At 69.1% G+C, this 12,285-nt stretch carries 9 protein-coding genes; 3 read left to right on the top strand and 6 right to left on the bottom strand.

Annotated elements, in window-relative coordinates:
- Window positions 1-75 precede the first annotated feature (75 nt).
- The 3 genes from tilS to dacB form a co-directional block, all read right to left on the bottom strand.
- The gene (tilS, locus tag NA11_RS32600) at window positions 76-1,098 is read right to left on the bottom strand and encodes a tRNA lysidine(34) synthetase TilS (RefSeq protein WP_069165895.1); all 1,023 of its coding nucleotides are present in this window, start codon (window positions 1,096-1,098) and stop codon (window positions 76-78) included.
- A 139-nt stretch (window positions 1,099-1,237) separates the two neighbouring features.
- Window positions 1,238-2,371 carry a zinc-dependent metalloprotease gene (locus NA11_RS32595; protein WP_439957122.1) on the bottom strand — a complete coding sequence of 378 codons (1,134 nt, stop codon included), beginning with the start codon at window positions 2,369-2,371 and terminating at the stop codon, window positions 1,238-1,240.
- Between the two features lie 85 nt (window positions 2,372-2,456).
- Window positions 2,457-3,896 carry a D-alanyl-D-alanine carboxypeptidase/D-alanyl-D-alanine endopeptidase gene (dacB, locus tag NA11_RS32590; protein WP_069165937.1) on the bottom strand — a complete coding sequence of 480 codons (1,440 nt, stop codon included), beginning with the start codon at window positions 3,894-3,896 and terminating at the stop codon, window positions 2,457-2,459.
- Window positions 3,897-4,069: 173 nt separating this feature from the next.
- On the opposite strand from dacB, the gene NA11_RS32585 reads away from it, so the two are divergent.
- Window positions 4,070-4,561, top strand: a complete 492-nt coding sequence (locus tag NA11_RS32585; RefSeq protein WP_069165893.1) for an inorganic diphosphatase — start codon at window positions 4,070-4,072, stop codon at window positions 4,559-4,561.
- Between the two features lie 59 nt (window positions 4,562-4,620).
- Here NA11_RS32585 and NA11_RS32580 read toward each other — a convergent pair whose 3' ends face one another.
- Complete coding sequence (locus NA11_RS32580) at window positions 4,621-7,686, bottom strand: AfsR/SARP family transcriptional regulator (RefSeq protein ID WP_069165892.1); 3,066 nt, start codon at window positions 7,684-7,686, stop codon at window positions 4,621-4,623.
- A gap of 495 nt (window positions 7,687-8,181) precedes the next feature.
- Between NA11_RS32580 and NA11_RS32575 the strand changes: the two genes are divergently transcribed.
- Together NA11_RS32575 and NA11_RS32570 are read left to right on the top strand one after the other, a co-directional pair.
- Window positions 8,182-9,363 carry a serine hydrolase domain-containing protein gene (locus NA11_RS32575; protein ID WP_069165891.1) on the top strand — a complete coding sequence of 394 codons (1,182 nt, stop codon included), beginning with the start codon at window positions 8,182-8,184 and terminating at the stop codon, window positions 9,361-9,363.
- A gap of 66 nt (window positions 9,364-9,429) precedes the next feature.
- Window positions 9,430-10,950: an alpha/beta fold hydrolase gene (locus NA11_RS32570; protein ID WP_069165936.1), complete on the top strand. Its 1,521-nt coding sequence runs from the start codon at window positions 9,430-9,432 to the stop codon at window positions 10,948-10,950.
- 102 nt (window positions 10,951-11,052) lie between these two features.
- Here NA11_RS32570 and NA11_RS32565 read toward each other — a convergent pair whose 3' ends face one another.
- Window positions 11,053-11,697, bottom strand: coding sequence for a response regulator (locus NA11_RS32565; RefSeq protein ID WP_069165890.1), 645 nt, complete (start codon window positions 11,695-11,697; stop codon window positions 11,053-11,055).
- The coding region (locus NA11_RS32560; protein WP_245746340.1) for a sensor histidine kinase at window positions 11,685-12,285 on the bottom strand (601 nt) is incomplete at its 5' end. The genes NA11_RS32560 and NA11_RS32565, both read right to left, overlap by 13 nt.

The raw sequence follows: 12,285 nt of genomic DNA, 5'->3' as shown, positions 1-12,285 counted from the left end.
ACGGCTGATCATTGGTGGGTCGATCAACCGGCGCAGACTGAGCAACATTGGCGACGTTTCCCTGGCCCTGCGTGGTCACGCTTCGCTACCGCTTCGGGCCTGACGCTCATGCCGCAGTGTCAGCCTGCCATGTTCGCGCGCCGCGACCAACCTGCTGTCCGGTTGTCCGCCGCCGACGGCGACTCCGCCCTGGCCACGCCACTCGGTGATCAGCTCGTCGACCGCCCGTAAATGCTTGCCGGTCAGTGCTTTCGCCCCGCCCGTGAGCAGCCAGGATCGGATCGCCCGGCGGCGCAGCGCCTGCGGCGCAGTGGCGAGCGTCTCGATCGAGAGAGTCGCGCCATCACTGGCGGTGTGCAGCAACTCCTCGGCCAACGCGTCGAGCACCGCGCCGTCGTCGCGCAACTGTGCGGCGGTGCGGGCAAGAGCAGGCGCGACCCCGCCGCCGAGCACCTCCTCCAGCAGCGGCAACACCTCGGTGCGCAGCCGAACCCTGGTGAATTCCGGCGCGGTGTTGTGCGGGTCCTCGTGCGGCGCCAACCCCAGATCCACGCACAGCTGACGGGTCTGTGCCCGCCGCACCTCGAGCAGCGGCCTGCCCCACGGCTCGGCCCACTCGGCCATCCCTTGAATGGACCTGCCACCGGAGCCACGCGCCAACCCGAGCAGCACCGTCTCGGCTTGGTCGTCGAGCGTGTGCCCGAGCAATACCGGCAGACCGTCGCGCGCGTCATCCAACGCCGCGTACCTGGCCTGCCGCGCCGCCGCCTCCACTCCCCCGTCCCGTCCCACTTGCACGGCGAGTACCCGCGCCGATCGGCACCCCAACGCCAACGCCGCCGAAGCCGCATCGGCGGCAACCGCATCCGACCCTGCCTGCAATTGATGATCGACCACCAGCGCGTCGACGGTCCCCAGTTCGACCACCGCCGCAGCCGTCAACGCCAACGAATCCGCCCCACCGGACAACGCCACCGCAACCGCACCGGCAGGCGCACACCACTCAGCCCACGACCGAACGGCCTGCCGCACCGCCAACACCGCAGGGGTCTCCGGCAACCGCCGCGCCCCCGCTCGCTCCCCCGGCGCCGACCTCATACCCGCAGCGTACCGACCCTCCCACGACGACCACGGGTGCGAGCCCTCGGGATCCGCACCGGTTCTGTGGATCCGCACCGGTTCTGGGCGTCCCGAGCGGGTGCGAGTGCACAGAACGGGTGCGGAACTTCGGCAGCGGTCAGCCGAGGACGCGGGCGACCCAGCGTTCGGGGGCTTCGATTTCCTCGGGGCGGGGCAGCGTTTCGGCGTCGGTCCAGATGGTGTTGAAGTCGGCCATGCCGACCTGGCCGACCACGGCGTCGACGAAGGCCTTCCCTCGGACGTACTGAGCGACCTTCGCGTCGACACCGAGCAGCGCACGCATGATGCGCTGCACCGGGTTGGTCGGGCGTTTGCGGCGGCGGTCGAAGGCGGCGCGGATCTGCTCGACCGACGGGACGACGGCGGGGCCGACGGCGTCCATGACGTGGTCGGCGTGGCCTTCCAGGAGGGTGCCGAGCATGAGCAGACGGTCGAGGGCCTCGCGTTGCGGCGGAGCCTGGGTGGCGCGCAGCAGGCCGACGACGCCGCGGGCCGATGGATCGTCGGTGGCGGTGCCGCGGCGGCGGTCACGCACTTCCTCGAGGAGTCGCTGCAGCATCTCGTTGAGCGGCTCGTCGCCGACCTCGCCGAGCACCTCGACATTCGCGCGCATGTAGTCGGCCAGCCACGGCGCCGACGAGAACTGCACCCGGTGGGTCACCTCGTGCAAGCAGACCCAGAGCCGGAAGTCGCTCGGCGAGACGCCGAGCGCCCGCTCGACGGCCATGATGTTCGGCGCGACCAGCAGCAGGGTGCCGTCGGGCCCGGTGAACGGGTCGTACTGACCGAGGATCGCGGTGGACAGGAAGGCGAGCATCGCGCCCGCCTGCACGCCCGCCGGCTTGCCTTGCAGCAGTCCGCGCTCGCCGGTCTCGCCCTCGGTGCCGGTCAGCTGAGACATGGAGGCGGCGGCCGCCTCGATCCAGCCGGGCCGGTCGACGATCCGCGCGGCGGGCACCGGCTTGTCGTCGAGGAGCCCGCTGACCTCGCGCACCGGGCCCTCGGCCCGTTCGGAGGCGACGGCCAGCTCGGCGACGACCTGCTCGGCCGCGAAGCGCGAGGTGCGTGGCCCCGACGGGACAAGGGCCGCACCGGTTTTCGCGGCGAGCCGCCAATCGACGGCGCCGGCGAACCCGGAATGACTCGTCGGCTTCTCGACCGCGTCCGCGGTGACATCCGCCACCGCACCGCGTGCCCGCGCAGGCCGACCTGCAGCATCCGGATCTGACACACCCCCGCGATCGGCCCCGTTGGCGCCGGACGCGGTCCCATGATCACCTGGGTCGGAACCTTCTCGCTGCATTGTCAACCACCCGTCACGAGCATCCGCAGTTACGTAGCGTGCCCGCGATAGCGTCCAGCGCGGGCCTGCTCACCTCCGGCGGCCGATCGTTCGACATCAGCGCGAAGGTCAGTACCCGCCCATCGGCGTCGAGCACATACCCGACCAACGCGCTGGACACCGACAGAGTTCCGGTCTTGGCCCGCACCCAGCCTGCGGCATTGCGATTCCCGGTGACGTAACGGCTGGTCAGCGAGCCGGTCGCACCGGCGATCGGCAGGTCGTCCAGCAGCGGAGCCAAAGTGGCGGCGAGCCGGTCGTTTTCGGGGCGTGCCATGGTCCCGACCGGTTGGATCGCGGTCGCGGCGCTCGGCTTGGCCGCGGTCGCCATCACTCGATCGAGCAGCCTGGCCGGGATCCGGTCGTCCACCGAAAGTCCGCTGTTGTCCTGCATGCTCAGGCCGCTGAGGTCGAATCCGGCCTTCTCCAGCGCGGCGCTCACCGCGGCGACCGCGCCGTGGAACGAGGCTTCGTAACCGGTGGCGACCGCGATCTCGCGGCCGATCGCCTCGGCAAGCACGTTGTCGGACCACACCATGGTGTCGCGCAACCGATCTCGCAACGGCGCCGACTGCACGACGGCCACCTGGGCGGCGCCTGGCGCGGCGGCGCCGATCCTGACCCGCGCCGGATCGAGCCCGAGTTCGAAGGCGAGCCGTCGCCCGGCGTCCAGCGCCGGGGTCGGGGTGCGCGGTGAGTATTCGACAAGCGGCTGCAGCCTGCCGCCGTCGATCATCACCGATTCGAGCGGCGCGATCGAGCCGTCACCGATGTCGACCGGGTCCCAGCCCTGCGCCATGGTCGGCCCGGCATAGGTGGAGGTGTCCACCACGATGGTGTCGACGGCCCGGCCGGACTTCTTGATCTGCGCGACCAGATCGGACACCCGAGGTCCGTGCGGGTAGTACCCCTTGCCTTCCGGCTCGGCGGTCAGCGTCGGATCGCCGCCGCCGACGAGCACCAGCTCGTTGGGCGCCGACCCGGCAACCACCTTGGTGCTCACCCGATGCTCCGCGGGCAATGCCAGCAGCGCCGCGGCCGTCAGCAGAATCTTCGCCGTGGACGACGGGATCATCGGCCTGCCCGGATCACCGCTCCACAGCACCGTCGCGCTGTCGGCGTCGGTGACCTGCCCGGCGAACGCGCCGAGATCCGGATTGCCGATGACCGGCGCCAGCGCGGCCGCGACACCGGCCGGGCTCGGCGCAGGCGCGTTCGAGGGCGCCGGACTCACCTGAGGGAACGGCCGCACCGGCGCGGGCGGCGCCGCGATGGTCAACCCACCGTGCCGGAATTCGTCGGTCCACGGCTTCACTGTGAGCAGCACGCCGACCCCGGCCGCGAGCAAAACCGCGAGCGTGGTGCCGAAGCCGATCCAGAGATTGCGGCGCCGCCGGGAGGCCAAGCCACCGATGTTCTTACCAACCACTGACCGCAGCTCTCCTCGACTGATTTCCGCAGCAGCCGCCTGCCGCACCCATGTCCCCGCCGACCACACTATCCTCGTTGCGCAACCGTTCCCCCGAACAACCTGGCGAGTCGGCAGTAGTTACTGCTCATGCCTATAGATGCACCGAAGGAGATGGCGTGGAGTTCGACGTCACCATCGAGATCCCCAAGGGCTCTCGGAACAAGTACGAGGTCGATCACGAGACCGGACGGGTCCGGCTGGACCGGTACCTCTACACGTCCATGGTCTACCCCGCCGACTACGGCTACATCGAGAACACCCTCGGCGAGGACGGTGACCCGCTGGACGCGCTGGTCCTGCTGCCCGAGTCGGTGTTCCCCGGCTGCCTCATCGAGGTGCGCCCGGTCGCGATGTACAAGATGGTCGACGAGGCGGGCGGCGATGACAAGGTGCTGTGCGTGCCTGCCGGTGACAAGCGCTGGGACCACATCCAGGACGTGAAGGATGTGCCGGAGTTCGAGCTTGCCGCGATCAAGCACTTCTTCGAGCGCTACAAGGACCTGGAGCCGGGCAAGTACGTCAAGGGCTCGGAGTGGGTCGGCCGCGCCGAGGCCGAGGCCGAGGTCGAGGCGTCGGTGCAGCGGCTGAAGGACCAGGGCGGCCACTGAGCCGCCGCGAAGCGGGAAGTCCGAGGCTCCGGGCTTCCCGCTTTCTGCTGTCGTCTCCGTTACGAGGGTGCGCCGACGGCGCGGTCACGCCGCTCGTTGCGCTCCGTGATCACCTGGTCCAGGTGTTCGCGCAGCAGCGCGAGGATCGGCCCCTCCAGCTCGCCGTCGAGCCGTTCGTGGCTGTCGTGCGCGTCCCCCATCGGCGCGAAAGCCTCTGCCGCCGAACGGTATACGCAATACGCCTGATGGGTCCGGCCGAGCGCCTGCAGGATGAGCCCGTGCATCACCAGCACCCTGGCCCTGCTCAGCGGCCCGATCGCCCGGTTGAGCATCCGGATGGCGCCGTCGGCGATCGGCTCGGCCTCGTGTAGTTGGCCTGCCATCATGTGCACGTGCGCCAGCCGCGCCAACGCCCAGCCTTCCCGCAGCTCGACGCCGCTGAGCCGAGCCAGCTGCACCGACTCGTTGCACAGCTCGATCGCCTGCTGGTGGTTGCCGAGGAAGCCGCGGGCCGCCCCGAGCTCGTGGGTCGCCATCGCTTCCAGCCCGGCGTTGCCGATCTTCGCGGCCAGCGTCTTGGCCGTGCTCGCATGATGCTGCGCCTGCTCGAATTGGCCTGCGTCCGAGAGTGTTTTGGCCATGTTCACCAGGCTGGCGCACTCGACCGCCGGATCGTCGACGCGACGCGCGAAGCGGATCGCGCGTTCGGCGTGCGCGATCGACGCCGCGGTCTCGGTGCCCATCCTGGTGGACGAGGAGAGCAGCTGCGCCGCGAACGCCACCAACCGCAGGTCGCTCGCCGAGCCGGGCGGCAGCGTCAGCGCGATGCGCTGATGGTCGCGACCCTCACGCAACGTGCCGAGCGAATAGCAGCAGATCGTCCCTAGCGTCACCCGGATCCGGCATTCCACGCCGCGGTTGCCCGCCCGGATCGCTGTGTCGAGCAGCTTCTTCAGCACCCGCGACAGCTCCCGGCAGTGCGGGCCGCCGTCGATCAATTCCGCGGTGGCCCATGCGATATCGGCGGCGCGCTCCAGCGCGGGACCGCCGACCCGTGCCGTCTGCTCGTAGAGCGAGATCAGGTTCGGGCGTTCGGCGTCGAGCCAGTACTGCGCGGCGATGCTGTCCACGAACGAGAGCCCGTGCGCGACGGTCGAGCCGAGGTACTCCGGCAGCGTCGACCCCGGATTGCACACCACGACCAGGTTTTTCATGGTGGCCAGGTAGAAATCGAGCAGCCGCACCAGCGCACCGGACACCGGCTCGGCCGCCTCGGGGCCGAGGTGCAGTTCGCGCGCGAACAGGCGCGGCAGGTCGTGGTAGGTGTAGCGCCCGGACGCGCTGGTCTCCATCAGGTTCAGATCGACGAGGGACTCACACAGTTCCTCCACCAGCACCCGATCCGAGCCGAGAATGGCGGCTGCGGCGTTCAGCGAGATCTCGGCGACCTCCGGCACAGCCAACATCCGAAAGGCCCTGGCCTGTGCACAATCGAGCTGGTCGTAGCTGAGCCGGAAGGCCGCCTCGACCGCGAGGTCGCCGCTGCGCAAGGTGCCGAGCCGCTGCTTCTCGTCGGCAAGTCGCTCGGCCAGGCTGCTGATGCTCCAGTTCGGCCGCGCCGCCAGCCGCGCGCCGACGATCCGGACGGCGAGCGGCAGCCCGCCGCACGCGTCGAGCACGCTGTCCACCGCGGCGGGTTCGGCGGCGACCCGGCGCAGGCCCGCGATCCCGGCGAGCAGGGTGCGCGCCTCCACCCTGGCGAGCACGTCCAGCCGAACGCCGAGAGTGCCTACCATGCATGGCAATTCGGGCATGGACGAGCGGCTGGTGATCAGCACCGCCGAGCCTGGAGTGCCGGGAATCAACGAGGCGACCTGATCGATGTCGCGCGCGTTGTCCAGCACGACGAGCACCCGCTTGCCGTCGAGGAAGCTGCGGAACTGCGCGGAACGCTCGGCGAGCGTCGGCGCGATCTCACCCTCGGGCACACCGAGAGCGCGCAGAAAGTCGCCGAGCGTGTCGGTGGCCGGGGAGCCGGACCGGTCCCCAGGCCCGCGCCCACGGGCCGCCGCGAAGCCGTGCAGGTCGACATGCAGTTGTCCGTCCGGGAACTGGTCCCGGATCAGATGCCCGACGTGCACCGCGAGCGCGCTCTTTCCGATGCCGCCCATGCCACCGATCACGCACACCGGCACCGAGAAACCGTCTGCGCGGGTGAGCCATTCGCTGATCCGGCGGACCATGTCCGCGCGGCCGGTGAAGTCGACGACGTCGGCGGGCAGCTGCGCGACCCTGGCGACCGCGCGCCGCGGCGGACGCACCGCAGGCGCCGCGCTTTCGGTATTCCGATGTGGTGCAGGCAGATCCGCGCGCAATATGCGTTGGTGCAGCTCCGCGAGCTGCTGTCCGGGCTCGATGCCGAGCCGCTCGATCAGCACCTTACGGGTGTCGGCGTACACCGCGAGCGCCTCGGCCTGGCGGCCCGCGTGATAGAGCGCGGTCATCAACAATCCGCGAATCTGTTCGCGCATAGGATGTTCGGCGCACAGCGGGGTCAGCTCGGCGATCACCTCGGTGTAGCGGCCGAGCCGCAGATCGAGTTCGATGCGCTGTTCCAGCAACGTGACTCGCCGCTCGATCAGCTGGGTGCGCTGCCGGTCCGCGTAGGGCCCCGGCAGCCCGGCCAGCGGTGTGCCCGACCACAACCGCAGTGCGGCATCGAGACGTTCGCGGACCAGCTCCACCGCCTGCGGTGGCTCCGCGCCCTGCCGATCCGGGTGCACCTCCAGCAGCATGTCGTCGACCTGCTCGACATCGACCGAGCCGGGAGCAAGGCGCAGCGCATAACCGCCGCCGAACCCGACCAGCACCGTGGCGGGCGCGCCGGACGGGCGATCCGGCTCGAGCGCCCGGCGCAGATGCAGGATGTGGTTGCGTAGCGCGCCGATCGCGCTCGGTGTCGGATGCTCACCCCAGACACCGTCGATGAGTTCGGGTACCGTCGCTGATCGTCCGCTCCGTAGTAGCAACGCCGCCAACAAGGCTCGGCGCTGCTTGGACCCGAGATCGAGCTCCAGTTCGTCTCGCCAGGCACGAACCTCGCCCAGTACCGCGAACTTAAGCATGTGGAGCCCTCTCTCACCTTCGACCGTTCTAGTAAAGAACGTAGACAATCGTCCGGCCGCGTCGAGGACCTCGCCGACCGACGTCACCGATGAGCCACTGATGACCTGACGTCATCGATACGGACATTTGACCAATCACTTTGTGAGATTTTGGTGATCTCGGACTGATTCGCCCTCAGTATCGGACATGTATGTGGCGGCATCTGACGCTATGAGTTCTTCTGATTGTTCTTGAAATAGACAGCAGATGTACATGTTTCATTCATCATCCGTTTCCGCTCAGCCCCGAACACAGTCGCGGTGCCCGACGACCTGCCGTTCTGCCGCGGGCCACAGAGATGTCTTTGGTGGTGCTAGCGCCACCACACGCCACCAGCTGGCGGTAGTCGACATTCGGGTGTTTGCGACATGGGCGCGGGCGAACCGAATTCCTAGGCTCGAGTTGTCGCCGAAGCGTGCATGGCTTGCGGCTCGAACTGGAGGAAATCACTGCTCATGAACCAATTTCGGCGCTACTCCGGAAAGGCGACGCTCTCGGCTGTCGTCGTTGGCGCGATGTTAGCTGCGGCCGCGTGCGGCGGGGCGAGCTCGACCGCGCCTGCCGACACCGGGAAGACGCCGCCCGCAGCGCTCGCCGCCGCGATGGACAAGGTGGTGCAGAGCGGCATCCCTGGCATCCAGGTGGTCATCGACGGGCCAGGCGGCCATCGCGTCTACACCGCGGGCACGGGCGATCTGTCCACCGGCGCACCGATGCCTGCGGACGGTCGGGTCCGAATCGGCAGCAACACAAAGTCTTTCGTGGCGGTGGTGGTGTTGCAGCTGGTGGCGGAGGGCAAGGTCGAGCTGGACGCGCCGATCGAGCGCTACCTGCCCGGCGTGGTCACCGGCAACGGCAGCGACGGCAACCGGGTCACCGTGCGCCAACTCCTGCAGCACACCAGCGGCCTGCCGGACTACCTCGGCGGCGGCCCCAACCAGGAAAACAAGCCGGGGCAACTGACACTGGACAACGAAGCCCAGTTCTGGCAGCAGTTCGAGGCGGCGGACCTGGTGCGCACGGTGCTTGCGGCACAGCCGCCGATCTTCGAGCCCGGCGCGAAGATGGTCTACACCAACACCAACTACCTGCTGCTCGGCATGCTGGTCGATCGGGTGGCCGGACGACCGGTCGCCGAGGAGATCAGCCGCCGGATCCTCGAACCACTCGGCCTGCGCGACACCTACTTTCCGCCCGCCGGCGAAACGGTGATCCGCGGCCCGCACGCCCGCGGGTACGAGATCGTCAACGGTAAGCAGCTCGATCTCACCGACTACAACCCGTCCTGGGCCGGCGCCGCTGGCGCGATGGTAGCGACCCCCGCCGACCTGAACCGGTTCTTCACCGCGCTGCTTGCCGGAAAGCTGCTTGCGCCAGCGCAATTGGCAGAGATGCAGCGGACAACATCCTTCGACCGGATGCCGAGCGCCACGTACGGGCTCGGGCTGGTCCACCTGCCTGCGTCCTGCGGCAAGGAGGTGTGGGGGCACGGCGGCAGCATCCCCGGCTTCGGCACCAGGAACGGTGTGGCAGCCGACGGCACCGCGGTGACCGTGACCGTGAACCGGCTCGGGGACGACGAGAAGACCAGCGAGATCGTCGCCGCCGCAGTCGATGCCGCTTTCTGCGGCGCGTGACACCCCCCAAGCAGTCCGTCCGCCGCACCGATTCCGGTGCGGCAGAGCGAAATCGGAGACCAGACAGTGAAACGCACCCGAGGACTGACGGCCGCCGCGAGCATCGTCACCGCCCTCGCCGCCTGCGCAGGGCTGATCGGCTGCGCCGGACCCACCGCCGAAGCCGACGCGGCGCCGTCCGCGCTCGACCGCTTCACCGGCCAGACCTTGCAGTGGAAGGCATGCGACAACCCGAAACTCGACAAGGCAGGCGCGCAGTGCGCCGACGTCACCGTGCCACTGAATTACGCTGAGCCACAGGGCGCCACCCTCACCGTGGCGATTTCCCGGCTGGCCGCCACCGACCCGGCGCAGCGGCGGGGCGTGATGCTGTCCAACCCCGGCGGCCCAGGCGGCCCCGGTCTCGACCTGACGGTCGATATCGGCGCCGCGATGACGCCTGACGTGCGTGCCCGCTACGACCTGATCGGCATGGACCCGCGCGGCGTCGGGCGCTCGTCGATGATCAAGTGCCACTGGCCCCGCGGCTTCGGACTGCAGTCGGCAGGCATCGATGCCGCCGGCTTCGCGGAATCCGTGGCGATGCAGAGCGAGCTGGCAATGCGTTGCGCGACAACGGAAGCGGCCAGACTGCCCTACATCACCACCCGCAACACCGCGCGCGACATGGATCTCATCCGCACCCTGCTCGGCGCCGACAAGGTCAGCTACTTCGGCACCTCGTACGGCACCTATCTCGGCGCGGTGTACACCCAGATGTTCCCCGACCGCGCCGATCGGATCGTGTTGGACAGCTCGGTGGATCCGGACCAGTACGGGACGGTCGGCATGATGCGGGCGATGGGCCCGGCCAACGAGGCTGCGCTCGATCTGTGGGCGGATTGGGCGGCGGCCAACGACGGCACCTACCGCCTCGGCACCACCCGCGCCCAGGTCAGGGCCACCGTGGTGGAGTTGATCCGCCACGCCGCCGAAAAGCCGATCAGGTTCGGCGAATTCGAGATCGACGATCACTGGTTGCCGTTGGTGCTGTTCGTCGGGTTGGACGACCCGCGGCAGTACGAGATGGTGTCCGACCAGGTGCGCATGCTCGCCGATGCCGCCGACGGCAAGGCCGTTCGGCCCGACGAGAAGTTGACCGGCATCCTCACGCATGCGCTGAAGGCGGAACCGGACGAGAGCTCGTCGCAGATGGCCATCCTGTGCGGCGACGTGGCAGCGCCGCGCGATCCCCAGTTCTATTGGCGCAATATCGAGGCCGCGCGTGCCACCCAACCGGTGTTCGGTGCGTTCGCCAACAACATCACGCCGTGTGCGTTCTGGGCGCCGCCCGCCGAACCGGCCACGGTGGTGCGCAATTCGGTGCCGACCCTGATCGTGCAGTCCACCGGTGACACCAGGACCACGTACGACGGTGCGGTCGCCATGCACAAGGACCTGAGTGCGTCGCGGATGGTCACCTTGCAAGATGTGCCGATTCACTGGATCTTCGGCCGCTACCCGAACGCCTGCGTGTACTCGGCGGTGAACACCTACTTCCGTGATGGCACGCTGCCCGAGTCCGACGTCACCTGCCGCGCGGACTAATCCACTGGGCCCCAGCGGATTCCGATAATCATGCGACTTGGCCGACCGAGCAACGACTGATCGAATATCGAGACTGCCCGGACCCCAACGGGTCCGGGCAGCTCACACCTTCAAATAGGTCAGCACCGCAAGCACCCTGCGATGCCCGACGTCCTCCGTGGAGAGCCCGAGCTTCGCGAAAATGCTCCGAATGTGTTTGTGCACAGCGCCTTCGCTGACCACCAGCCGCTCGGCGATGGTGCCGTTGTTGTGCCCCTCCGCCATCAGCGCCAACACTTCTCGCTCGCGGGCAGTCAACGCCGCCATCGGATCGTCGGCCCTGCGGCGCACCAGCAGCTGCGAGATCACCTCGGGATCCATCGCGGTGCCGCCCTCGGCGACCCGGCGCAGCGAATCGAGAAAACGGTCAACCTTGCCGACCCGTTCCTTCAGCAGATACCCCACGCCGCCAGCGCCGTCGCCGAGCAGTTCGGCGGCGTAGCTGTCCTCCACCCAGGACGACAGCACGAGTACCGGCAGACCCGGGTGGATCTCACGAGCGCGCACCGCGGCTCGCAGGCCGTCATCGGTGAAGGTCGGCGGCAGCCGGATATCGACGACCACCGCGTCCGGTCGATCGGCTGCGACCGCGGTCAGGAAGTCGTCGGCGTTGTCGACGGCGGCGACCACGTCGATGCCTGCCGTGCTCAGCAACAGGACCAGGCCCTCGCGCAGCAGGGCGTCGTCCTCGGCGATCATGACCCGCACGGCAACTCCACCCGCAACACAGTAGGGCCACCGGGCGGGCTCGTCAGCACCATCCGGCCGTCCAGCGCCTCGGCCCGGCGGCGGATGCCTGCCAGGCCACCGCCGTAGGTCTCCACCGCGCCGCCGGCGCCGTCGTCGCTGATCTCGATGGTCAGCAGTTCGGGCGCCCCGCCGAGCACCAGGGAAATGCCCTCGGCGCCTGAGTGTTTGGTGGCATTGGTGAGCGCCTCGGTGATCACGAAGTAGGCCGCCGCCTCCACCGCGGCCGGCCGCCTGCCCACCCCGGTGAGATCGAGCACACACGGGATCGGGCTGCGCGCGGCAATGGCCGAGATCGCACCTTCCAAGCCGCGGTCGGAAAGCACCGGCGGATAGACGTTGCGCACCACGTCGCGCAGTTCGGCCAGCGCGGCCGTCGCGGTGTCCTGCGCCTTGCGGACCAGCCCGTCGGCCGCCGCCGGATCACGTTCGCGCAGTTGGTCGGCCAGTCCGAGCTGCATGATCACCGCCGCGATCCTGGCCTGCGCACCGTCGTGCAGATCCCGCTCGATGCGGCGCAGCTCGGCGCCGTGCGCGTCGAGCGCCGCC

The sequence above is a fragment of the Nocardia altamirensis NBRC 108246 genome (assembly GCF_001612685.1).
GTDB classification, from domain to species: Bacteria; Actinomycetota; Actinomycetes; order Mycobacteriales; family Mycobacteriaceae; genus Nocardia; species Nocardia altamirensis.
Note: the sequence above shows the minus strand (reverse complement) of the source record. Positions and strands in the feature narration are given on the sequence as shown.